Annotated in this window: 19 protein-coding genes; 17 read left to right on the forward strand and 2 right to left on the reverse strand. The window is 68.6% G+C overall.

The features are described from left to right. The first annotated feature begins 1 nt into the window (after nucleotide 1). From murD to ABDJ85_RS10520, 11 genes are all read left to right on the forward strand, one after another. Nucleotides 2–1618 (forward strand): UDP-N-acetylmuramoyl-L-alanine--D-glutamate ligase, encoded by a 1617-nt coding sequence (gene murD / locus ABDJ85_RS10470; protein WP_347704700.1) that lies wholly within the window; start codon nucleotides 2–4, stop codon nucleotides 1616–1618. A gap of 5 nt (nucleotides 1619–1623) precedes the next feature. Next, a complete protein-coding gene (gene ftsW, locus ABDJ85_RS10475; protein WP_430765536.1) occupies nucleotides 1624–2865 on the forward strand; it encodes a putative lipid II flippase FtsW in 1242 nt (413 codons plus the stop codon). Nucleotides 2866–2879: 14 nt separating this feature from the next. After that, nucleotides 2880–3941 carry an undecaprenyldiphospho-muramoylpentapeptide beta-N-acetylglucosaminyltransferase gene (gene murG / locus ABDJ85_RS10480; RefSeq protein WP_430765537.1) on the forward strand — a complete coding sequence of 354 codons (1062 nt, stop codon included), beginning with the start codon at nucleotides 2880–2882 and terminating at the stop codon, nucleotides 3939–3941. A 109-nt stretch (nucleotides 3942–4050) separates the two neighbouring features. Then, complete coding sequence (gene murC / locus ABDJ85_RS10485; RefSeq protein ID WP_347704702.1) at nucleotides 4051–5433, forward strand: UDP-N-acetylmuramate--L-alanine ligase; 1383 nt, start codon at nucleotides 4051–4053, stop codon at nucleotides 5431–5433. Beyond that, a complete protein-coding gene (locus tag ABDJ85_RS10490; protein ID WP_347704703.1) occupies nucleotides 5430–6404 on the forward strand; it encodes a D-alanine--D-alanine ligase in 975 nt (324 codons plus the stop codon). Before murC ends, ABDJ85_RS10490 begins: the two co-directional genes overlap by 4 nt. Before the next feature lie 16 nt (nucleotides 6405–6420). Further along, nucleotides 6421–7290: a cell division protein FtsQ/DivIB gene (locus ABDJ85_RS10495; protein WP_347704704.1), complete on the forward strand. Its 870-nt coding sequence runs from the start codon at nucleotides 6421–6423 to the stop codon at nucleotides 7288–7290. 8 nt (nucleotides 7291–7298) lie between these two features. Further along, nucleotides 7299–8528, forward strand: a complete 1230-nt coding sequence (gene ftsA, locus ABDJ85_RS10500; RefSeq protein WP_347704705.1) for a cell division protein FtsA — start codon at nucleotides 7299–7301, stop codon at nucleotides 8526–8528. Between the two features lie 94 nt (nucleotides 8529–8622). Then, nucleotides 8623–9864: a cell division protein FtsZ gene (gene ftsZ, locus ABDJ85_RS10505; protein WP_347704706.1), complete on the forward strand. Its 1242-nt coding sequence runs from the start codon at nucleotides 8623–8625 to the stop codon at nucleotides 9862–9864. Nucleotides 9865–10149: 285 nt separating this feature from the next. Continuing rightward, nucleotides 10150–12150 carry a sensor histidine kinase gene (locus ABDJ85_RS10510; RefSeq protein ID WP_347704707.1) on the forward strand — a complete coding sequence of 667 codons (2001 nt, stop codon included), beginning with the start codon at nucleotides 10150–10152 and terminating at the stop codon, nucleotides 12148–12150. Between the two features lie 4 nt (nucleotides 12151–12154). After that, the gene (gene lpxC, locus ABDJ85_RS10515; RefSeq protein WP_347704708.1) at nucleotides 12155–13090 is read left to right on the forward strand and encodes a UDP-3-O-acyl-N-acetylglucosamine deacetylase; all 936 of its coding nucleotides are present in this window, start codon (nucleotides 12155–12157) and stop codon (nucleotides 13088–13090) included. Nucleotides 13091–13100: 10 nt separating this feature from the next. Next, the gene (locus ABDJ85_RS10520; protein WP_347704709.1) at nucleotides 13101–13286 is read left to right on the forward strand and encodes a hypothetical protein; all 186 of its coding nucleotides are present in this window, start codon (nucleotides 13101–13103) and stop codon (nucleotides 13284–13286) included. Here the strand turns inward: ABDJ85_RS10520 and ABDJ85_RS10525 are convergent. Then, entirely contained in the window at nucleotides 13283–14764 is a 1482-nt protein-coding gene (locus ABDJ85_RS10525) for a carboxypeptidase M32 (protein ID WP_347704710.1), read from the reverse strand. The two genes, ABDJ85_RS10520 and ABDJ85_RS10525, sit on opposite strands and share 4 nt — an antisense overlap. Continuing rightward, nucleotides 14761–15258, reverse strand: coding sequence for a YqaA family protein (locus tag ABDJ85_RS10530; protein ID WP_347704711.1), 498 nt, complete (start codon nucleotides 15256–15258; stop codon nucleotides 14761–14763). Before ABDJ85_RS10530 ends, ABDJ85_RS10525 begins: the two co-directional genes overlap by 4 nt. A 158-nt stretch (nucleotides 15259–15416) precedes the next feature. Here ABDJ85_RS10530 and dusB point away from each other — a divergent pair, with 158 nt between their 5' ends. The 6 genes from dusB (at nucleotide 15417) to ABDJ85_RS10560 (ending at nucleotide 22188) form a co-directional block, all read left to right on the forward strand. After that, the gene (gene dusB, locus ABDJ85_RS10535; protein ID WP_430765538.1) at nucleotides 15417–16421 is read left to right on the forward strand and encodes a tRNA dihydrouridine synthase DusB; all 1005 of its coding nucleotides are present in this window, start codon (nucleotides 15417–15419) and stop codon (nucleotides 16419–16421) included. A gap of 23 nt (nucleotides 16422–16444) precedes the next feature. After that, on the forward strand, nucleotides 16445–16696 hold the full coding sequence (locus ABDJ85_RS10540; protein WP_347704713.1) for a helix-turn-helix domain-containing protein: 252 nt from the start codon (nucleotides 16445–16447) through the stop codon (nucleotides 16694–16696). An 18-nt stretch (nucleotides 16697–16714) separates the two neighbouring features. Continuing rightward, nucleotides 16715–18292 (forward strand): bifunctional phosphoribosylaminoimidazolecarboxamide formyltransferase/IMP cyclohydrolase, encoded by a 1578-nt coding sequence (gene purH, locus ABDJ85_RS10545; protein ID WP_347704714.1) that lies wholly within the window; start codon nucleotides 16715–16717, stop codon nucleotides 18290–18292. Nucleotides 18293–18370: 78 nt separating this feature from the next. Beyond that, nucleotides 18371–20005, forward strand: coding sequence for a GMC family oxidoreductase (locus ABDJ85_RS10550; protein WP_347704715.1), 1635 nt, complete (start codon nucleotides 18371–18373; stop codon nucleotides 20003–20005). A gap of 77 nt (nucleotides 20006–20082) precedes the next feature. Next, on the forward strand, nucleotides 20083–20943 hold the full coding sequence (locus ABDJ85_RS10555; protein ID WP_347704716.1) for a tetratricopeptide repeat protein: 861 nt from the start codon (nucleotides 20083–20085) through the stop codon (nucleotides 20941–20943). Nucleotides 20944–21063: 120 nt separating this feature from the next. After that, the gene (locus ABDJ85_RS10560) at nucleotides 21064–22188 is read left to right on the forward strand and encodes an SGNH/GDSL hydrolase family protein (RefSeq protein ID WP_347704717.1); all 1125 of its coding nucleotides are present in this window, start codon (nucleotides 21064–21066) and stop codon (nucleotides 22186–22188) included. The last annotated feature ends 1 nt before the right edge of the window (nucleotide 22189 follow it).

A 22189-nucleotide genomic window follows, 5' to 3' on the forward strand; every position in this document is an offset into this window, starting at 1 on the left:
CGTGCGAGTTAAGTTGCCCTCCCTGCATGGCCAGCACGTGCTGGTCCTGGGCCTCGGTGACTCGGGCCTGGCCATGGCGCGCTGGTGCGCGCGTTTTGGCAGCACGGTGACGGTGTGGGACTCGCGCGAGAACCCGCCGCAACGCGAGCGCTTGGGCGACGCGGGCCGCTTCGTCAGCGGCGCGGTGCCGGTGGAGGGCATCAGCCTCGTGCTCAAGAGCCCAGGCCTGGCGCCGCACGATGCGCGCATCGCCCCGGCGCTGCAGGCGGGCGTGCCGGTCAAGGGCGAGCTCGACCTGTTTGCCGACGCCTTGGCGGCCTTGAAGGCTCAGGCCCAGTATGCGCCCAAGGTGCTGGCCATCACCGGCACCAATGGCAAGACCACCACCACCTGCATGACCGCACTGCTGGTGGAACGCGCTGGCCTGCGCGTGGGCCTGGCCGGCAACATCGGCCCGACCCTGCTCGACACGCTCTGGACCGCGCTCGACGCCGAGCCCGAGCCACAGCCGGTGGAGCCGCCCGCGCCCGTGGAGCTGGCCGAGGGCGAGGAGCCCCTGCCCATCGAGCCGCCCCCGCCGCCGGGCCCCAGCTTCGAGGTGCTGCCCGAGGCCTGGGTGCTGGAGCTCTCGTCCTTCCAGCTCGACGGTGTGGAAGGCTTCGAGCCCACCGCAGGCGCCGTACTCAACCTCACGCAAGACCACCTCGACTGGCACGGCGACATGGCCGCCTATGGCGCCGCCAAGGCGCGCGTCTTTGGCGCCGAGGGCCTGCTCGTCATCAACCGCGACGACCCGCTGGTGGAGGCGATGGTGCCGGCCCCCGTGTTCGTCAAAGGGTCGCGCGGCAAGCCGGGGCGCACGCACACTCGCCAGGTCTGCCGCTTCGGACTCAATGCGCCGACGCAGCCGGGCGATTTCGGCCTGGTCGAGGAGGGTGGCATTGCCTGGCTGGTGCGTGCCCGCGAGCTGGACCCGACCATCAAGCGCGGCAAGAACGCCGAGGCCGAAGAGCTGATCATCCAGCGCCTGATGCCCGCCGATGCGCTGCGCGTGCGCGGCCGGCACAACGCGGCCAATGCCCTGGCCGCGCTGGCCCTGGCCAGTGCCGCCGGCTGCGAGCTGGCACCCATGCTGCACGGCCTGCGCGAGTACCGCGGCGAGCCGCACCGCGTGGAGCCCGTGGGCCGCATCGACGACGTCGAGTTCTACGACGACTCCAAGGGCACAAACGTCGGCGCCACCGTGGCGGCCATCTTGGGCCTGGGAGCAGACCGCGCACCCGCCAAGCTGGTGCTGATCCTCGGCGGCGACGGCAAGGGCCAGGACTTCAGCCCGCTGGCCGAGCCACTAGCGCGCTACGGCCGTGCAGTCGCCTTGATCGGCCGCGATGCCGCGCAGATCGAAGCGGCCACCACTGGCGCCGGCATCACGATGCAACACCACGCCAGCGTCGAGGCCGCCACGCGCTGGTGCCTGGAGCAGGCGCAAGCGGGAGACAGCGTGCTGCTCTCCCCGGCCTGCGCCAGCCTCGACATGTTCCGCAACTACGCGCACCGGGCCGAGGTCTTCATCGCGGCCGTGCAGCAGCTGGCCGACGAGCGGGGGGCCACGCTGTGAACCTGCTGGCCTGGCTCCAAGCCCTGAAGCAGCGCCTGCTGGCGCCCAAGGAAGAAGACGCCAGCGTGCCGGTGCGCGACTGGGTCTCCACCTCGGCCGGGCGGCCCACGCAGCTGCAGGGCTTTGACACCACCCTCGTGTGGGTCGTCGTCGCGCTGATGGCCTGGAGCCTGCTGATGGTCTATTCGGCCTCCATCGCCCTGCCCGACAGCCCGCGCTTTGCCAAGTACCAGCCCACGCACTTCCTGACGCGGCATTGCATCGCCATTGGCGTGGCCGTGGTGGCTGCGCTCGTCACCGTGCAGGTGCCGGTGCAGACCTGGGAGCGCGTCGCGCCCTGGGTGTTTGTCACGGCCCTGGTGCTGCTGGTGGCGGTGCTGGTGCCCGGCGTGGGCAAGGTAGTCAACGGCGCACGCCGCTGGATCCCACTGGGGGTGATGAACTTCCAGCCCAGCGAGCTGGCCAAGTTCGGCATCGCGCTCTATGCGGCCAACTACATGATGCGGCGCATGGAGGCGCGCGAGAACTTCGTGCGCGCCGTGCGGCCCATGGCCATCGCGCTGGCCTTCATCGGCCTCTTGCTGCTGGCCGAGCCCGACATGGGCGCCTTCATCGTCATCGCGGCCATCGCGATGGGCATCCTCTTCCTGGGCGGCGTCAACGGCCGCATGTTCCTGCTCAGCGTGGCCATCCTGCTCGGCGCCTTCGTGCTGATGATCAGCTTCAGCGAGTTCCGCCGCGAGCGCATCTTTGCCTACCTCAACCCCTGGGACGAGAAGTACGCCGCCGGCAAGGCCTACCAGCTGACGCACAGCCTGATCGCTTTCGGCCGCGGTGAGTGGTTCGGCCAGGGCCTGGGCAGCAGCGTCGAGAAGCTGCACTACCTGCCCGAGGCGCACACCGACTTCCTGCTCGCCGTGATCGGCGAAGAGCTGGGCCTCGTCGGCGTGGTGGTGGCCATCGGCGCCTTCTTCTGGCTGACCCGCCGCTGCTTCCTGATCGGCCGCCAGGCCATCGCCCTGGACCGCGTGTTTGCCGGCCTCTATGCCCAGGGCATCGGCATCTGGATCGGCGGCCAGGCCTTCATCAACATGGGCGTCAACCTCGGCGCCCTGCCCACCAAGGGCCTGACCCTGCCGCTGATGAGCTTTGGCGGCTCGGCGGTGTTGATGAATTGCATTGCGCTGGCCGTTGTCCTGCGCATTGATCTTGAGAACCGGCAAATGATGAAGGGGGGGCGCTCGTGAGCCATCTCGTCATCATGGCGGCGGGTACTGGTGGGCACATCATCCCGGGCCTCGCGGTCGCTGAAGAGATGCAGCGCCGGGGCTGGACGGTGTCGTGGATCGGGACCGAGGCTGGGCTCGAAAACAAGCTGGTGCCGGCCAAGGGCCTGCCACTTGACCGCCTGGCCTTCTCGGGCATGCGCGGCAAGGGCGCGGGCCATGCGCTGCGCGGCGCGGTCGGCTTCGTGAAGGCGCTCTGGCAGGCGCGGCGTGTGTTCAAGCAGCGTGGGGCCGATGCGGTGCTGGGCATGGGTGGCTATGTCTGCCTGCCCGGCGGCCTGATGGCCTGGCTGACCGGGCGGCCGCTGATGCTGATCAACGCCGACGCGGCGATGCTGCTGTCCAACCGCGTGCTGGCGCGCTTTGCCAAGCGCATCGGCTTTGGCTTTGATGGCGCAGCGGCAGCCACCACGAAGCGGGCGGTGGTGACGGGCAACCCGGTGCGTGCCGAGATCGAGACCCTGCCGCCACCTCCGCAACGCCTGCTGGGCCGCGAGGGGCCACTGCGCCTGCTGGTGGTGGGTGGCTCGCTGGGCGCACGCGCCATCAACGCCGTGGTGCCCGCTGCGCTGGCGCTGTGGCCGCAAGACGAGCGCCCCATCGTCAAACACCAGACGGGTGCTGCCAACCTGGCCGAGGTGCAAGCCGCCTATGCGGCCGCCGGCGTGGCGGGCGAGAGTGCCGACGTGCTGCCCTTCATCGACGACATGGCTGCCGCGCTGGCAGAGGCCGACCTCGTGCTGTGCCGCGCGGGCGCCATCACGGTGAGCGAACTCTGCGCCGCCGGCAGTGCCGCCATCCTGGTGCCGCTGGTCGTCAGCACCACCTCGCACCAGCGCGACAACGCGCGCTTCCTGGCGCAGCACGGCGCCGGCATCCACCTGCCGCAGGAAGAGCTGAACGCAAAGCAGCTCTTCGCACTCGTGAACGAACACCACCGCCCGCAGCTCGCGCTGATGGGTGACAAGGCCCGCGCCCTGTCCCGCCCCCGGGCGGCAGCGCGTGTGGCGGATGAGATTGAAGGAATGTTGCGATGAGTCGCGCTCTTGAAGGCCGTGGCCAGCGGGCCGAGCGCCGGGCCGCTCCCAAGCCGGCCCGCATCCCCTCGGGGGATCGGCCGATGTACGCATCGGACGAGGGGCTGACATGAAACATGCAGTGAAGCGCATTCACTTCGTGGGCATCGGCGGCGCCGGCATGAGTGGCATCGCCGAGATCCTGCACAACCTTGGATATGCGGTCAGCGGGTCTGACGCGGCGGAGTCAGCGACCACGCTGCGCCTGCGCGAACTGGGTCTGCGCGTCGAGATTGGCCACGCGGCCGAGCACATCGGCCAGGCCCAGGCCCTGGTGACGAGCACGGCGGTGAAGGCCGACAACCCCGAGGTGCTGGCCGCCCGCGAGCGGCACATCCCGGTGGTGGCTCGCGCCGTGATGCTGGCCGAGCTGATGCGCCTGCGCGCAGGCATCGCCATCGCCGGCACGCATGGCAAGACGACGACGACCTCGCTGGTCACGGCCATCCTGGTCGAGGCAGGCCTGGACCCGACCTTCGTGATCGGCGGCAAGCTGAACGCCGCTGGCGCGAACTCTCGCCTCGGCCAGGGCGAGTTCATCGTCGTCGAGGCCGACGAGAGCGATGCCAGCTTCCTGCACCTGAGCCCCGTGCTCTCGGTCGTGACCAATATCGACGAAGACCACATGGACACCTATGGCCACTCGGTGGAGCGGCTGCATGGCGCCTTCGTGGACTTCCTGCACCGCATGCCTTTCTATGGCGCGGCGGTGATGTGCGCCGACGACGCTGGCGTGCAGGTTGTGTTGCCGCGCATCCAGCGGCCCGTGGTCACCTACGGCCTCGGCGAGGGCGTGACGGTGCGCGCGGTGAACGTGCAGCCCGGCGCACAGATGCGCTTCACCTGCCAGCGCGACGACGCGCCGGACCTGGACATCGAGCTCAACCTGGCCGGCGAGCACAACGTGCGCAATGCGCTGGCCGCCATCGCGGTGGCCACCGAGATTGGTGTTGAGGATGCCGCCATCCAGCGCGCGCTGGCCGGCTTCTCGGGCGTGGGCCGGCGCTTTGAGCGGCACGGCCAGTGGCCGGCTGCCGGGGGCGGCAGCTTCCTGCTGATCGACGACTACGGCCACCACCCGGTGGAGATGGCCGCCGTGCTGTCCGCCGCGCGCGGCGCCTTCCCGGGGCAGCGCCTGGTGCTGGCCTTCCAGCCCCACCGCTACACCCGCACGCGCGACTGCTTTGCCGACTTTGTGGCGGTGATGCGGCAGGCCGACGTGGTGCTGCTGACCGAGGTCTACAGCGCGGGCGAGGCGCCCATTACCGGCGCCACAGGCAGTGCGCTGGCCCAGGCCGTGGGCACGCCGCACTTTGTGGGCGCCGTGTCCGACATGCCTGCTGCGCTGGCCCAGCTCACGCGCGCGGGCGACGTGGTGATCGGCATGGGCGCGGGCTCGATGAGCCAGTTGCCCGCCCTCGTTGCCAAGCACTTTGAAGGAGCCTCGGCATGACGCCTCCGGTCAAGCTCGATATCGACGCGCGCAGCCTCGGCAAGGTGGCCGTGCTGATGGGCGGCCACAGCGCGGAGCGCGAGGTCTCACTGATGAGCGGCGGCGGCGTGCTCGCGGCGTTGCAGTCGGCCGGCGTGAACGCTCACGGCTTTGACCCCGCCCAGCAGCCGCTGCAGGCGCTGAAAGACCAGGGCTATGCGCGCGCCTTCATCGCGCTGCATGGACGCGGCGGCGAGGACGGCACCATCCAAGGCGCGCTGGAATGGCTGGGCCTGCCCTACACGGGCTCGGGCGTGATGGCCTCCAGCGTGGCGATGGACAAGACCACGACCAAGCGCGTCTGGCACAACGAGGGCCTCTCCACGCCGCAGTACCTGGCGCTCTCGCGCGCGGAGCTGACGCGCGAGCGCATCCGCCAGATCCCCGACGAGCTCGGGCTGCCCGTGATGGTGAAGCCGCCGCACGAGGGCAGCAGCATCGGCATCACCAAGGCGGCCGGCTACTCGGAGATGCAAGGCGCGGTCGAGCTGGCGCTGGGCTTTGACGACGAGCTGCTGTTCGAGCAATGCATCGAAGGCCCCGAGCTGACCTGCGCCGTGCTGGGCGAGGGTGCGGCCGCCGTGGCGCTGCCGGTGATCGAGATCCGCGCGGTGGCGGGCAACTACGACTACGAGAACAAATACAAGACCGACACGACCGAGTACCTGTTCGGCAGCCTCGCGCCCGCGCTTGAGGCCGAGATCCAGCAACTGGTACTGCGCGCCTACCGGCTGCTGGGCTGCCGGGGCTGGGGCCGCGCCGACCTGATGCTGCGCCGCAGTGACATGAAGCCCTTCCTGCTGGAGATGAACACCAGCCCGGGCATGACCTCGCACTCGCTCGTCCCCAAGGCCGCGCAGGCCGTGGGCATCGACTACCCGCATCTGTGCCTGTGGCTGCTGGCCCAGGCGCGGCTGGACCGCCAGGCCTGATCGAACCAGCGCTGCCATGAGCCTGTCGTCCACCCCGTCCACTACACCCCAGCCCTTCGATGTGCGCGTGATGAACGCCGCCACCGCGCTGCTGGTGGTGGGCGCGGTGGTGGCCGTGCTGGCCTTTGGCCTGCGCTGGGTGGTGCGCCAGCCGGTGTTTGCGCTGCGCGCCATCGAGGTGGCGGGCGAGGTGGAGCGCAACAGCGCCGCCTCGCTGCGGGCCAATGCACTGCCCAGGCTGCAAGGCTCGTTCTGGAGCCTGAGCCTGAAGGAAGCACGCTCCGCTTTTGAAGGCGCCCCCTGGGTGCGCCACGCGCGCGTGCAAAAGCTCTGGCCGATGCAGTTGCGCGTGCAGATCGAGGAGCACCATGCCGCCGCGTATTGGGAACTGCGCGGGGAGCTGCGTGGCGATGACGCCGAGCCCGAAGCGGGCAGCAGCCGCGCGCTGGTCAACACCTTCGGCGAGGTCTTCCAGGCCAACACCGGCGACGTCGAAGACGAGCCGCTCCCGACGCTGTCGGGCCCACCGGGCACCGCCTCCCAGATGCTGCGCATGTGGCAGCAGCTGTCCAGCCAGCTGCGCAACCTGGGCGAAGGCGCCGAGGGGCTGGAGCGCATTGAACGCCTGGAGCTGTCCAGCCGCGGGTCCTGGCGCGCCCAGTTTGCGGGCGACGCCGAGATCGAAATCGGACGCGGCAGCGACGCCGAGATCGAGGCCCGGGTGGCGCGCTTCGTCCAGACCCTGCCGCAAATCACCGCCCGTTACCGGACCGCCCTGCTCTCGGCCGACCTGCGCCACCAGGACGGATATGCCGTCCGGCTGCGTGGTGTTTCCACCCAAACCCCTCCCGCCCGCCCGGGTAAACCCGCAAAACAAAACCACTGAGGACTCAAATGGCCAAGGAATACAAGGATCTGGTCGTCGGCCTGGATATCGGTACCGCCAAGATCATGGCGGTGGTGGCCGAGGTATTGCCGGGCGGCGAGTTGCGTTTGGCCGGCATGGGCGTGGCCCCGAGCAATGGCCTCAAACGTGGGGTGGTAGTCAATATCGATGCCACGGTCCAGTCCATCCAGCAGGCCCTGAAAGAGGCCGAAATGATGGCCGACTGCAAAATATCTAGGGTTTACACGGGGATCACGGGCAGCCATATCCGCGGGCAAAACTCCACCGGCATGGTGATCGTGCGGGACAAGGAGGTCACGCCGGTGGATGTGGCGCGGGTGGTTGAAACCGCCAAGGCCATCAATATCCCCAACGACCAGCGCCTGCTGCTGGTGGAACCCCAGGAATTCGTGATCGACGGTCACGAGGTCAAAGAGCCGATTGGAATGAGCGGCGGCCGGCTGGAGGTTCGGGTCCATATCGTGACCGGCGCCCAAAGCGCCGCCGAAAACATCGTCAAATGCGTGCGCCGCTGTGGTTTGGAGGTCGAGCAACTGGTGCTGAATCCCAGCGCCTCCAGCCTGGCCACCCTGACGCCGGACGAGCGGGACCTGGGCGTGGCCCTGGTCGATATTGGGGCCGGAACGACCGACGTCGCCATCTTCACCGGCGGCTCCATCCGCCACACCGCCGTCATCCCCATCGCCGGTGACCTGATCACCAGCGACATCGCCATGGCCCTGCGCACGCCCACCAAGGACGCCGAGGAGATCAAGGTCGAGCACGGGGTGGCCAAGCAGCTGCTGGCCGAGCCATCGGACCAGGTCGAGGTGCCGGGCTTGGGCGACCGCAGCCCCCGGATGCTGTCGCGCCAGGCCCTGGCCGGCGTGATTGAACCGCGGGTTGAGGAAATCTTTTCCCTGGTGCACCAGGTCATCCGCGAAAGCGGGTATGAGGAAGTGCTGTCGTCGGGGATTGTCCTGACCGGCGGTTCGGCCGTGATGCCGGGAATGATCGAACTGGCCGAAGACATTTTTCTCAAACCAGTCCGCCGTGGCCTGCCCACCTATCGCGGCGCCCTCAACGACATGGTGGCAAACCCCAGGTCAGCCACCGTGATGGGTTTGCTGGAAGAGGCCCGACTGGCCCGAACCCGGGGTTTGAAGGCCGCTCAACAAGCGGGTTCCGTCCAAACCATGTTGGGGCGGATGAAGGATTGGTTCATGGGCAACTTCTGAATTGCTCTTTCTCACCACAAAAGGCTGAAAAAAATGTTTCAGCATCTAGTCATCGGCGTGGCCCGCAGGGCACAATTGCAGCAGGAGGTTTGATATGCCTATTGAAATGATTGAAGAGTTTGACCAAGGCACCCAAATCAAGGTGATCGGTGTCGGCGGCGGCGGCGGGAATGCCGTCGAGCACATGATCGCCCAGGGCGTGCAAGGCGTCGAATTCATCTGCGCCAATACCGACGCACAGGCACTCAATCGCTCCAAGGCCGATCAATTGCTGCAACTCGGAAACTCGGGCCTGGGCGCTGGCGCCAAACCCGAAGTCGGCCGCCAGGCGGCTGAAGAAGCCGAGGCCCGCATCCGCGAATCCATCGCTGGCGCCAATATGCTCTTCATCACCGCCGGCATGGGCGGTGGCACCGGCACCGGCGCCGCGCCGGTGATTGCCCGCGTGGCCAAGGAAATGGGCGTGCTGACCGTGGGCGTGGTGACCAAGCCTTTCGAGTTTGAAGGCAGCCGCCGCTCCAAGGCTGCTGATGCCGGCCTCGCCGAACTCGAAGCCAATGTCGACTCGCTGATCGTCGTGCTCAACGACAAGCTGCTCGACGTGCTGGGCGAAGACGCCACGCAAGACCAAGCCTTCGCCCACGCCAATGACGTGCTCAAGAACGCCGTCGGCGGCATCTCGGACATCATCCACATCCCCGGCCTCGTCAACGTCGACTTCGAAGACGTGAAGACCGTGATGAGCGAGCCCGGCAAGGCCATGATGGGCACGGCCCAGGCCAATGGCCCAGACCGCGCCGCCAAGGCTGCCGAAGCCGCCGTGGCCTGCCCGCTGCTCGAAGGCATCGACCTCTCCGGCGCACGTGGCGTGCTCGTGCTGATTGCGGCCAACCGCAACAACTTCAAGCTGAGCGAGTCGCGCAATGCGATGAACGCCATCAAGCGCTACGCCTCGGAAGACGCCCACATCATCTACGGCACCGCCTACGACGACACCCTGGGTGATGCGCTGCGCGTGACCGTGATCGCCACGGGCCTCTCGGGCAAGCAAGTGCGCCAGCAGGCGCCGATCTCGGTCGTGCACTCGCAGCCGGCCCAGGTCATCCGCAACGGCACCGACGGCATGCCCGTGCTGACGCAGGCCGTGTCTGTGGCGCCCACCGCACCGCAGGCGCCCAATATGGGTCTGGGCCTGGGCGACTTCGCCAACAGCAATGTGCCCAGCGTCTGGCGCCATGGCCGCTCTGGCAGCGCGGCAGCCAAGGTGGAGGCCCTGTCCTCCAATGGCATGGACGAGATCGAGATCCCGGCTTTCCTGCGCAAGCAGGCGGACTGATCCACCCCGCCAGACCCCGGGGCATGAACTGACCCCGATATCACCTCAGCAAAAAGCTGGGTGAAATTACCCAGAGAACGGAGCGCTTGTCGCTCCGTTTTTGCTTTCAAGCCGGGCAAACTAGGGGGCTTCAGCGATAGGGGGAGCGAGGAGCGCAGACGAGCGTCGGGGCCACGGGCCTCCTGGCGCTCTGCACGCCGCCACGAGGATCAGATGGCCATGGAGGGCGTCAGGTCGTCCCCTCGCGCCCACGTGCTGCCACCTGACTGCCGTCTGCCTGGATCCGTGTTCGCTCTGCTGCGTCAACTGCTGCTGCTGTGCTGGCTTGCTGCCCTGGTTGGCGGTGCCGCGCAGGCACAACCCAACGCCACGCGCACTGCCTCCCCCGCCGCAGTGGAGCGCGCGGTTTCGCACTGGACGCGCGCGCAGGTGAGCGCCTGGAGTGCCTTGCTGCAGCGCCACTCCAGCGAAGGGCCGGACCTGCTGGAGCTGCCGCCCGACCTGGCTCCTCCCGAAGACATGACACAGTGGTCGCCAGCCCTGTTGCCCGATGTGCGCGCCCGGGTGCCGGCAGCGCAGGCACAGGCCACCGACCGCGTCGAACTGCGGTGGTACCGGACGCAATTGCCCGCCGGCTCGCATGCGCCCTTGGCGCTGTACGGGCCGCGCTTCGTGGGCCTCTCGGTCTCGGTGCTGGCCCGCGCGCCGGGTGAGCCCTGGCGGGTCCTGTTGCACCACCAGTCCCAGGAGCGCGACCGCCGCGCACTGCCCTTGTGGGTGCCACTGCCCACCGCCGGCGAGACCGGGCAGGAGATCCTGCTGGCGGTCCCCGTCGCGGCCTCTGGCTCGTTTGCCGTGCCCCGGCTTTGGGTGGCCCCCAAAGATGAATTGTTGCCCGAATGGGAGTTCCGCTACTGGATGCAGCACACCGCGCCGCAGGCCATCAGCCTGACGCTGGCCGTGCTGGCGATGTTTGCGCTGCTGATGTGGTTGCGGCACCGGGCCGAGACCTCCTACCTGCTATTCAGCCTCGCGGCCTTTGGCTGGGTGGCGCGCAACCTGCATCACTACATCGACCCACCCACCCAGGCCACCGTCCGCGCCTGGTACTGGTGGATGACCGATGCCTCGCTGGGCTGGGTGCTCTTCCTGGCCTTGCTTTACTCGCTGCGCTTTGCCAAGGCCAACTCCAAGACCCTGATCTCGGTGCTGTTCGCGGGCGTGGTGCTGGAGACTGTCCTCAACCTGCCCTTCTGGGCGCGGCAGGCCGACACCCTGGTGCTGGCCTATGCGATCACCGCCGTGGTGGGCTTTGTGGGTGCCGCACGCCTGCTGCAGCTGGCGTGGCGCGAGCGCCGCGAAGAGCTGGTGGTGATGACGGTGACCTGGGGCCTGTGCCTGCCGCTCGGCGTGCATGACCTGTGCGTGCTGGCCGGCTGGGCCTGGGTCGAGCATGTCTACCTGATGCCGGCCACTGCCCTGGTCGTGGTGCTGGGCTTCTTCTACGCCGTGCTGCGCCGCTATGCGGGCAAGGTCGAGGAGGCGATGTTCGAGAACAGCCAGCTGCAGATCAGCCTTGACGTGCAGGTGGATGCCTACCAGGTCCAGAACGAACGCCTGCGCGAGGCCGAGCGCCAGCAGGCCCTGTTGATCGAACGCCAGCGCCTGATGGCCGACATGCACGACGGCCTCGGCTCCTCGCTGCTCTCGGCCCTGGTGGCCGTCGAGCAGGGCAATATGAACCAGGAGCAGGTCACCGAGGTGCTGCGTGAGTGCGTGGACGACCTGCGCCTGGTGATCGATTCGCTGGAGCCCGTGGGCCACGACCTCGTCTCCCTGCTGGCCACCATGCGCTACCGCCTGGGCAAGCGCCTGCAGCTCAGCGGCCTCAAGCTGGAGTGGGACGTGCACGACCTGCCCGCCCTGCCCTGGCTGGAGCCGCCCGACGCGCTGCACGTGCTGCGCCTGCTGCAGGAGGCGCTGAACAACATCGTCAAGCACGCCCACGCGCGACGCGTGCGCTTCGTGACACGTGACCACAGCAGCTATGTCGAGATCCGCGTCGAGGACGATGGCAATGGTTTCGACATCGAGACCGTGCGCCATGGCCGCGGCCTCAAGAGCCAGATCAAGCGCGCCAAGAAGCTGGGCGGCAAGCTGCGCGTCGAGTCCTCGGTGGGCGTGGGCACGCGGGTGTCGCTGCGCCTGCCGCTGGAACGCGCTGCCGCCAGACCCGACCAACAAGACCCCGGACCCTCCCTGCATTCAGGCTTTACCGGACAATGAGCGCATGGTCAGACAGCGCACCCTCAAGGCCCTGACGCGCGCAGTAGGCGTCGGGATCCACAGCGGTCAAAAGGTCGAACTGGTGCTGCGTCCGGCAGCCCCCGACACCGGCATCGTGTTCCGCCGCGTCGACCTCTGCCCGCCGGTGGACATCCCGGTCTCGGCCAGCAGCGTCTGCGACACGCGCATGGCCACCACCATCAGCCCCGGCGGTGACCCGAGCGGCCCCAAGGTCCAGACCATCGAGCACCTGCTCTCGGCCTGCGCGGGCCTCGGGCTCGACAACCTCTACATCGACATCAATGCCGACGAGGTCCCCATCCTGGATGGCTCGGCGGCCAGCTTCGTCTTCCTGCTGCAGTCGGCCGGCATCGAGCTGCAAAACGCGGCCAAGAAGTTTCTGCGCGTGAAGAAGACCGTCGAGGTGCGCCAGGGCGAGGGCAAGAAGCTGATGTGGGCCCGCCTCGAACCCCACCACGGCTACACGCTCGAATTCCAGATCGAGTTTGACAACCCCGCCGTGGCCGCCACCGGCCAGCAGGTGCACTTCGACATGGGATCGGGTCTCTACAAAAAGGAGATCGCCCGCGCCCGCACCTTCGGCATGACGTCGGACATCGAGCTGATGCGCTCACGCGGGCTGACGCTCGGCGGCTCGATGGACAACGCCATCGTCGTGGACGACTACCGCGTGCTCAACAGCGACGGCCTGCGCTACGACGACGAATTCGCCAAGCACAAGATCCTCGACGCCATCGGCGACATGCAGGTGGCCGGCCACCCGCTGCTGGCGGCCTACACGTCCTTCAAGGGCGGCCACGCGCTCAACAACAAGTTGCTGCGCGCCCTGCTGGCCGATGCCGAAGCCTACGAGCTGGTGAGCTTCGAGCACGAGCGCGAGGCCCCGGCCGGCTTTGCCCAACTGGCCCCGGCTTGGTGAGGCGCACGCCATGATGATCGCCCGCCTCGTCATCGGCCTGCTGCTGTTCGCGGCGGTCATCTGCTTTGCGATGTCCGTCGCCACGCGCCAGCCCCGCTGGCGCCGGATCGGCATCGTCATCGTCAAGTGGACGCTGATTGCCGGCCTGGCCTTCTTCGGGGCCTTGATCCTGGAGCGACTGGCGCTACTGCTTTAGAGATAACGCGAGCGCAGATGTGCCTCAAAGTGCGCCGGGTTCAGAGGCTCGCCACTGGCGCGCTGCACCAACTCAGGCGTTTCGTAGCGGCTGGCGGATTGCCAGATGTGGCTGGACAGCCAGTCAAACACCACGCCCAGGCGGCCGGCGGCGATGTCGGCATCCAGCTGCGGTCGCTCGCGCCGCATGGCGGCAAACCATTGCGCGGCGTACATGGCGCCGAGCGTGTAGCAGGGGAAGTAGCCAAAGGCGCCGCTCGGCCAGTGGATGTCCTGCATGGGGCCATCCTTGAAGTTGCCGCGCGTGTCCTGGCCCAACAGGTCTTGCATGCCGGCATCCCATAGGGCGGGCACATCGTCCACCTCGGCCTCGCCCTCGATCAAGGCGCGTTCGATCTCGAAGCGCAGGATCACATGGGCCGGGTAGGTCACCTCGTCGGCCTCGACGCGGATCAGCCCCGGGCTCACGCGCGTCAGCAGGCGGTGCAGGTTGCCGGGCTCAAAGGCGGGCTGCGCCCCGAAGTGCTTGACCAGCAGCGGCGCCAGCAGGCCCGCAAAGGCTGGATGGCTGCCCAGCTGCATCTCGAAGCTGAGGCTCTGGCTCTCGTGCAGGCCCATCGACCGCGCCCGCGCGACCGGCTGGCCCAGCAACTCGCGCGGCAGGCCTTGCTCGTAGCGGCCGTGCCCGGTTTCGTGGATGGTGCCCATCAAGGCCTGCAGCAGGTCGCCTTCGCGGTAACGCGTGGTCATGCGCACGTCCTCGGGCACACCGCCGCAAAACGGGTGGGTGGAGACGTCGAGCCGGCCCGCCTCGAAGTTGAAGCCGAGCAGTTGCATCACGTCGCGGCCCAGCGCCTTTTGCGCATCCACCGCGAAGGGCCCGACGGGCTGCACCACCGTCTCGGCGGCCTGGTGGGCCACAACGTCACGGATCAGCCCCGGCAGCCAGGTGCGCAGCGCGCCAAACACGCGCACCACCTCGCTGCTGCGCATGCCGGGCTCATAGAGGTCGAGCAGCGCGTCGTAGCGCGACAGCCCACTGCTTTGCGACAGGCACTCGGCCTCCTGCCGGGCCAGGGCCAGCACCTCGCGCAGATTGGGCGCAAAGCCCGCCCAGTCATTGGCTGGGCGCTGGCTGCGCCAGGCGTGCTCGCAGCGCGCGTTGGCCAAGGTCTTGGCCGACACCAGGCTCGCGGGCAGCGCATTGGCCGAGCGCCAGGCACGGCGGATCTCGCGCAGATTGGCGCGCTGCAGCGCGTCCAGCGGCTCAGCCTCGGCAGCCGCCAGCAACGCCGGCAAGGCCGGGTCGGTGGCCATGCCGTGCAGCAGGCTGTCCAGCTCGGCCAGGGCCAGGCTGCGGGCTTCGTTGCCAGCAGGCGGCATGTTGGCAGCCTGATCCCATTGCGCGATGGACTGCAGGTGGATGAAGCGCCAGCTGCGCAGTTGGCGCGCGGCGAGGTCGGCGTAGGCGGTGTTCATTGAAACCAGGACTCCGGAATCAGCCACAGCAGCGCGGCGGTGTAGAAGATGAAGCGCAGGAACTTGCCCAGCGCCATATAGGCCACGCAGGGCCAGAAAGGCAGGCGCAGCCAGCCGGCCACGGCGCACAGCGGGTCGCCCACGACGGGCAGCCACGACAGCAAACAGGCCTTGGGGCCAAAGCGCTCCAACCAGGCCAGCGCGCGTGGGTGCTTGGGTGTGTGGTGGGTCGCGCCCTCATAAGCGCGTTCGGCGCCATAGCCCACCCACCACGACGTGATGCCGCCCAGGGTGTTGCCCAACGTGGCCACCAGCACGGCGGGCCAGAACATGGCGGGGTCAGCCTTGACAACCAGAAAGACTGCGGGCTCCGACCCCATGGGCAGCAGCGTGGCCGAAATGAAGGCGATGACAAACACCGCCACCAGCCCCACCTGCGGCAGCGCCAACGCGGCCAAAAGGTCCTGTACGAAATGGCCCAGCCAAGCTTCCATGGCGGCCAATTGTGCGGCCCGGTGGGTGGCCGAAGCGTGGGCATATGGCCCGTCAGGTCGGATGGCTATACTCCTGCCTCTTTTTTGAGCAGACCCCAGTGCCCCCCGGTTTCCAACTCGGCCCCTTCACCCTCCCCAACCGCCTCTTTGTGGCGCCGATGGCCGGGGTGACGGACCGCCCGTTCCGCCAGCTCTGCCGCCGCCTCGGCGCCGGCTATGCGGTGAGCGAGATGGTGACCTCGCGCAAGGAGCTCTGGGGCAGCCTCAAGACCTCGCGCCGCGCCGACCACACCGGCGAGCCCGGGCCCATTGCCGTGCAGATTGCCGGCACCGACGCTGCCATGATGGCCGAGGCCGCGGCCTACAACATCGACCGCGGCGCCCAGATCATCGACATCAACATGGGCTGCCCGGCCAAGAAGGTCTGCAACAAATGGGCTGGCTCGGCGCTGATGCGCAACGAGGCGCTGGCGCTGGAGATCGTTGAAGCCGTCGTGGACGTCTGCACCCCGCGCGGCGTGCCCGTCACGCTCAAGATGCGCACTGGCTGGAGCCTGGAGGAGCGCAACGCGCTGCGTCTGGCGCGCGCCTTCGAGGCGGCGGGCATCGCGATGCTGACCATCCACGGCCGCACGCGTGAGCAGGGCTACAAGGGCCTGGCCGAGTACGACACCATCGCCGCCGTCAAGGCCGCGCTCTCCATCCCCGTCGTCGCCAATGGCGACATCAACTCGCCCGAGAAGGCGCGCGAGGTGCTGGCCTACACAGGCGCCGACGCGCTGATGATCGGCCGCGCCGCGCAAGGCCGGCCTTGGATCTTCCGCGAGCTGGCGCACTACCTGGCCACCGGCGAGCACCTGCCCGCCCCGACAGTGGTTGAGGCCCGCGACCTGCTGACCGAGCACCTGCACGACCACTACGGCCTGTATGGCGAACTCAGCGGCGTGCGCAGCGCGCGCAAGCACATCGGCTGGGCCGTGCGCGGCCTGCCGGGTGGCGAGGCCTTCCGCCAGCACATGAACACCTTGGAGCACTGCGACCAGCAGTTGCAAGCGCTCCGCGACTGGTTCGACGACCTCGGCCAGACCCACGACCGGCTGCCTGCCATCCTGGCAGCCAATGACGAAGATACGGCCGACGCTGAAGAAGCCTGCGCCGCTTGAAATCTGCGCCAACTGACCCTGCCATGAGCGCCACCAAAAACACACCGCCCAATCCCATCGATGCCTGCGTGCGCGACAACCTCGAAGCCTTCTTCCGCGACCTCGACGGCCAGGAGCCGCACTCCATGCACGAGATGCTGGTCAAGCTGGTCGAGAAGCCGCTCTTCGAAATCGTGATGCGCGAGGCTGGCGGCAACCAAAGCAAGGCCGCGCAGTGGCTGGGCATCAACCGCAACACCCTGCGCCGCAAGCTGATCGATCACAACCTCGCCTGAAACTCCAAGAAGACCCCCATGGCCCTCACCGCACTCCTCTCCGTCTCCGACAAGACCGGCATCCTCGACTTCGCCCGTGAACTGCACGCGCTGGGCGCCACCCTGCTGTCCACCGGCGGCACGGCCAAGCTGCTGGCCGACAACGGCCTGCCTGTCACCGAGGTGGCCGCGCACACCGGCTTCCCCGAGATGATGGACGGCCGCGTCAAGACCCTGCACCCCAAGATCCACGGCGGCCTGCTGGCCCGCAGCGATGTGCCCGAGCACGTGGCCGCCATGCAGCAGCACGACATCCAGCGCATCGACATCCTGGCCGTCAACCTCTACCCCTTCGAGGCCACCGTGGCCAAGCCCGGCTGCACGCTCGAAGACGCCATCGAGAACATCGACATCGGCGGCCCGGCCATGGTGCGCAGCGCCGCCAAGAACTGGAAGGACGTGACCGTCCTGACCGACGCCGCGCAATACGCCGGTGTGCTCGCCGAGCTGAAGGCTGCCGGCAAGACCAGCGACACCACGCGCTTTGCCTGCAGCGTGGCCGCCTTCAACCGCATCGCCCAGTACGACGCGGCCATCAGCAATTACCTGTCTGCCCTGCAGCCCGATGGCAGCGTCAGCGCCTTCCCGGCTCAGCACAACGCCAACCTCGTCAAGGTGCAGGACCTGCGCTACGGCGAGAACTCGCACCAGAGCGCCGCGCTCTACCGCGACCTGCACCCCGCCCCCGGCTCGCTCGTCACGGGCAAGCAGCTGCAAGGCAAGGAGCTGTCCTACAACAACATCGCAGACGCCGATGCCGCGTGGGAATGCGTGAAGGCCTTCGAGGCCCCGGCCTGCGTGATCATCAAGCACGCCAACCCCTGCGGCGTGGCCGTGGCAGCCAGCCCGGCCGAGGCCTACAGCAAGGCCTTCAAGACCGACCCGACCAGCGCCTTCGGCGGCATCATTGCCTTCAACCGCGAGGTGGATGGCGTGGCCGCGCAGCTCGTGGCCAAGCAGTTCGTCGAAGTGCTGATGGCGCCCTCCTTCAGCGCCGAGGCGCTGGAGGTCTTCAAGGCCAAGGTCAATGTGCGCTTGCTGCAGATCGCCCTGCCCAAGGGTGGATCGACGCCCTGGGAGCAAGGCCGCAACGCGCAGGACGTCAAGCGCGTCGGCTCGGGCCTCTTGGTGCAGACCGCCGACAACCACTTCCTGCAGAAGTCCGACCTCAAGGTCGTCACCACCCTGCAGCCCACGCCCCAGCAGATCGATGACCTGATGTTCGCCTGGACCGTGGCCCAGTACGTCAGGAGCAATGCCATCGTCTTCTGCGGCGGCGGCATGACCCTGGGCGTGGGCGCCGGCCAGATGAGCCGCGTGGACTCCACCAAGATCGCCGCCATCAAGGCCGCCAACGCCGGCCTCGCGCTGCAAGGCTCGGCCGTGGCCAGCGACGCCTTCTTCCCGTTCCGGGATGGCCTCGATGTGGTGGCCGACGCAGGCGCCACCTGCGTGATCCAGCCCGGTGGCTCGGTGCGCGACGACGAAGTCATCGCCGCCGCCAACGAGCGCGGCATCGCGATGGTCTTCACCGGCGTGCGCCACTTCCGCCACTGAGCGTTGAAGTAGAGGCTCGCCCCTAAGCAAGGGGCATTCCGCTGGGAAGCGGGCCTCTTCGGCGCTAGCGTGGGGCCCATGAGCTTCACGCCCCAAGCCCCCTTGCCCCCGTTCGACGAGACGCACGATGTCATCGTCGTCGGGGGTGGCTCCGCAGGCTGCGCGCTGGCCGGCCGGCTGAGCGAAGACCCGTCCATCGACGTGCTACTGCTGGAGGCCGGCGCCGACGTCAACAACTGGCTCAGCACCGTGCCCACGGGCGCCGTGCTGATGGTGCCGACCAAGCTGCACAACTACGGCTTCCAGACCACGCCGCAGCCGGGCCTGAATGGCCGCCGTGGCTATGTGCCGCGCGGCAAGATGCTGGGCGGCTCCTCGGGCATCAATGCCATGGTCTACATCCGTGGCCAGCGCGAGGACTACGACCACTGGGCCGCCCTCGGCGCCACCGGCTGGTCCTGGCAGGACGTGCTGCCTTACTTCATCCGCAGCGAGGGCAACGAGCGCCTCGGCGCCCCGCTGCATGGCCAGAGCGGCCCGCTGCACGTCAGCGATTTGCGGAGTAGCAACCCCTTTCAGCAACACTGGCTGGAGGCCGCGCGCCACTGCGGCCACCCCATCAACACCGACTTCAACGGCGAGACCCAAGAGGGCCTCGGCCTCTACCAGACCACCCAGCACCAGGGCGAGCGCTGGGGCGCCGCGCGGGCCTACATCCGCCCCCACCTGGGCCAGCGCCGCAACCTTGCCGTGCGCTGCGGCGTGCAGGTGCAGCGCGTGCTGTTTGAGGGCCGCCGTGCCGTGGGCGTGGAGCTGCTTGAAGGCGGCTTGCTGCGCCGCCTGCGCGCGCGCCGTGAGGTGGTGCTGGCAGCGGGTGCCATCCAGTCCCCGCAGTTGCTCATGCTCTCAGGCGTCGGCCCGGCCGCGCAGTTGCAGGCGCTGGGCCTGCCGGTACTGCACCACTTGCCCGGCGTGGGCGCCAACCTGCAGGACCATCCGGACTTTGTCTTCGGTTTCAAGTCCCGGGACCTGGATGCGCTCGGCATCTCGGCCGCTGGCGGCGCCAAGTTCGCGCGCGACGTGGCGCTCTACCGCAACCAGCGGCGCGGCATGCTGACCAGCAACTTCGCCGAGGCCGGCGGCTTCCTGCGCACCTCGGCCGCGCACGCCACGCCCAATGTGCAGCTGCACTTCCTGATCGCCCTCGTCGAGGACCACGCGCGCAAGCTGCACACGGGGCATGGCATCTCCTGCCACGTCTGCCTGCTGCGCCCAGAAAGCCGTGGCAGCGTGCGCCTGGCCAGCCCCAGGGCCGGCGATGCGCCGCTGATCGACCCCGGCTTCTTCCAGCACCCGGCCGACCTGCCGCAACTGGTCGAGGGCTACAAGCTCACCCGCGCCCTCATGCACGCACCGGCCCTCAAGGCGCACTGGACCGAAGAGCTCTGGACGGCAGACGCCCGCAGCGACGACGAGATCGAAGCCCTGATCCGCGCCCGCGCCGACACCATCTACCACCCGGTAGGCAGTTGCAAGATGGGCCAGGACGCCATGGCCGTGGTGGACCCCGAGCTGCGCGTGCATGGCCTGCAGGGCCTGCGCGTGGTGGACGCCTCGGTGATGCCCACGCTGGTGAGCGGCAACACCAATGCGCCGGCCATGATGATTGGCGAGCGGGCGGCGGATTTCATAAAACTGAGCCCCGCACCATGACCTCTTGATATCGGTGGGCGAGGCCCTATCTTTGGCACGCGTCCGTGTGGACGCGCCGTTCACAGAGGATGTGTCCCATGACCTCCCGCCCCACGTTTCTCGTTGGCCTGCTTGCCGCGCTCTCGCTCAGCGCGCAGCTGGCGTTTGCGCTGCCCTCGGTGGACGAGGTGCGCGCCGCCGCCAACCAGGGCGACTACCCCCGCGCCGAGCAAATGATGCGCGAGGTCGTCGAGGCCAAGCCTGGCAGTGCCAAGGCCCACTATGTGCTGGCGGAGATCCTGGCGCGCCAGCGCAAGTTCACGGACGCCGCCGAGCAAGCCCGCCTGGTGCGCCTGAACGACCCCGATCTCAAGACCGTGGACCGCGCCAAGTTCACCGAGTTTGAACGCCTGCTGGACCGCGCACAGGGCGCCAGCACAGCGGCCGCGCCGGCCGCCGTGCCCATGCCTGCGCGCACGCCCACCCCGGCCCCGGCCAGCCACAACAGCGACGGCGGCGTGCCGCTTTGGATGCTGCTCGGTGGCTCGGTGCTCTTCATCGGGCTGGCCGCGCGCTGGATGCGCCGCCGTGCCGCCGCACCCTCTAGCATGCCCATGCCCGGCTATGGCGGTGCTGGCACGATGCCCATGGGCGGCTATGGCCCCGGTGCCGCGCCCAGCCAAGGCCCCGGCCTGATGGGCGTGGGCCTGGCTGCTGCCGGTGGCGTGGCCGCCGGCATGCTGGCCGAGCGCATGCTGCATGGCGGCAGCGACCACACCACCTCGCGCAGCGATGGCTATGCACCCGGTGGCGCCTTTGAAGGGGGTAGCCAAGACCTGGGTGCCGCCAGCGACCTGGCCTCGCGCGACATCGACTTCGGCAGCGGCAACAGCTGGGATGCCGGGGGTGGCGGTGGCGACTTTGGCGGCAGCGATGGGGGCGGAGGCGGCGACTGGTAAGCCGACGGCCGGCACCCGCGCACCACACAGCCCCTCGGGCCGGCCATGCCGGCCCGTTTGCTTTGCGGGACCGCGCTGAGCCTGCCTACACTGCGGCGCTCACTGCCTCATTGCCTGCCCATGCTCTGCGCCACGCTCCGCCTCAGCCTCGTCACCTCCGCCCTCGGTCTGTGCCTGTCGTCCTGGGCAGCACCGCAACTGTCACCCCAGCCCGTCCAGGCCCCTGCGGGCCTCAGCGCCGTCGCAAGCGCCCCGGTGGCGCGCACCGTGCCGGGCGAGGCGGGCTTGGCCTACCAGTGGCCGGGCGCTTACTTCGAGTTGAACTTCGAGGGCAGCAGCGCCTACTTCAAGCTCGGCGCTGGCGCGGTCATCCTGCGCGTGAGCGTGGATGGGCAGGCACTGCCGCTGCTGACCAAGCCGGCCGCAGGCGTCTACGCGGTGTCTGAGCTCGCGCCCGGCGCGCACGCGCTGCGCCTTGAGGTGCTGACCGAGCACCAAGCCGGCCCGAATCGCTTTGGCGGCTTCCTGCTGCCCGCAGACGCCAAGGCCCAGCCGGCGCTTGAGCGCGCACGCCGCATCGAGTTCATCGGCGACTCGCACACCGTCGGCTACGGCAACACCTCCAACAGCCGCGACTGCACGCAGGACCAGGTCTGGGCCACCACCGACAACACCCAGGCCTACGGCCCCATCACCGCGCGCCACTACAACGCCGACTACCGCGTCACCGCCATCTCCGGCCGCGGCGTGGTGCGCAACTACGACGGCTTTGCCTCGCCCAAGTTGCCCGAGGCCTACCCCCACACCCTGCTCGACCCAACCAGCCCGCGCGACACCTCCGACTGGCAGCCCCAGGTGGTGGCCATGGCCCTGGGCACCAATGACTTTTCGACGCCGCTCAAGGCCGGCGAAGCCTGGCCCACGCGCGAGGCCCTGCAGGCGGACTTCCGGCAGCGCTATGCGGCGTTCCTGAAGCAGCTGCGCGCACGCTATCCGCAAGCCTTGCTGGTGGTGTGGGCCACCGACGGCGCGGCCGGCGAGATCCTGACCCAGGCCGCCGCCGTGGTGCAGGGCTTGCAGCGCGAGGGCGAGCGCCGCATCCGCCTCGTGCCCATGCACGGGCTCGACATGATGGGCTGCCACTGGCACCCCTCGCTGGCCGACCACCGCAAGATCGCCAAAGCCCTGGTGTCGCTGATCGATGCCGAGCCCGAGGTCTGGCCCGCCGCAGCCAGCGCTCGATAAT

Origin of the sequence: Roseateles paludis, assembly GCF_039872745.1 — a bacterium.
Taxonomy (GTDB): domain Bacteria; phylum Pseudomonadota; class Gammaproteobacteria; order Burkholderiales; family Burkholderiaceae_C; genus Pelomonas; species Pelomonas paludis.

Bases quoted from the DNA above. Each gene is read 5' to 3' on its own strand.
- ABDJ85_RS10495 (WP_347704704.1), top strand. From the start codon at position 6,421: ATGAGCCTGTCGTCCACCCCGTCCACTACACCCCAGCCCTTCGATGTG.
- ftsA (WP_347704705.1), top strand. From the start codon at position 7,299: ATGGCCAAGGAATACAAGGATCTGGTCGTCGGCCTGGATATCGGTACC.
- ABDJ85_RS10520 (WP_347704709.1), top strand. From the start codon at position 13,101: ATGATGATCGCCCGCCTCGTCATCGGCCTGCTGCTGTTCGCGGCGGTC.
- murC (WP_347704702.1), top strand. From the start codon at position 4,051: ATGAAACATGCAGTGAAGCGCATTCACTTCGTGGGCATCGGCGGCGCC.
- lpxC (WP_347704708.1), top strand. From the start codon at position 12,155: ATGGTCAGACAGCGCACCCTCAAGGCCCTGACGCGCGCAGTAGGCGTC.
- ABDJ85_RS10540 (WP_347704713.1), top strand. From the start codon at position 16,445: ATGAGCGCCACCAAAAACACACCGCCCAATCCCATCGATGCCTGCGTG.
- ftsZ (WP_347704706.1), top strand. From the start codon at position 8,623: ATGCCTATTGAAATGATTGAAGAGTTTGACCAAGGCACCCAAATCAAG.
- purH (WP_347704714.1), top strand. From the start codon at position 16,715: ATGGCCCTCACCGCACTCCTCTCCGTCTCCGACAAGACCGGCATCCTC.
- dusB (WP_430765538.1), top strand. From the start codon at position 15,417: ATGGCCGGGGTGACGGACCGCCCGTTCCGCCAGCTCTGCCGCCGCCTC.
- murG (WP_430765537.1), top strand. From the start codon at position 2,880: ATGGCGGCGGGTACTGGTGGGCACATCATCCCGGGCCTCGCGGTCGCT.
- ABDJ85_RS10555 (WP_347704716.1), top strand. From the start codon at position 20,083: ATGACCTCCCGCCCCACGTTTCTCGTTGGCCTGCTTGCCGCGCTCTCG.
- ABDJ85_RS10530 (WP_347704711.1), bottom strand. From the start codon at position 15,258: ATGGAAGCTTGGCTGGGCCATTTCGTACAGGACCTTTTGGCCGCGTTG.
- ABDJ85_RS10525 (WP_347704710.1), bottom strand. From the start codon at position 14,764: ATGAACACCGCCTACGCCGACCTCGCCGCGCGCCAACTGCGCAGCTGG.
- ABDJ85_RS10490 (WP_347704703.1), top strand. From the start codon at position 5,430: ATGACGCCTCCGGTCAAGCTCGATATCGACGCGCGCAGCCTCGGCAAG.
- ABDJ85_RS10550 (WP_347704715.1), top strand. From the start codon at position 18,371: ATGAGCTTCACGCCCCAAGCCCCCTTGCCCCCGTTCGACGAGACGCAC.
- ABDJ85_RS10560 (WP_347704717.1), top strand. From the start codon at position 21,064: ATGCTCTGCGCCACGCTCCGCCTCAGCCTCGTCACCTCCGCCCTCGGT.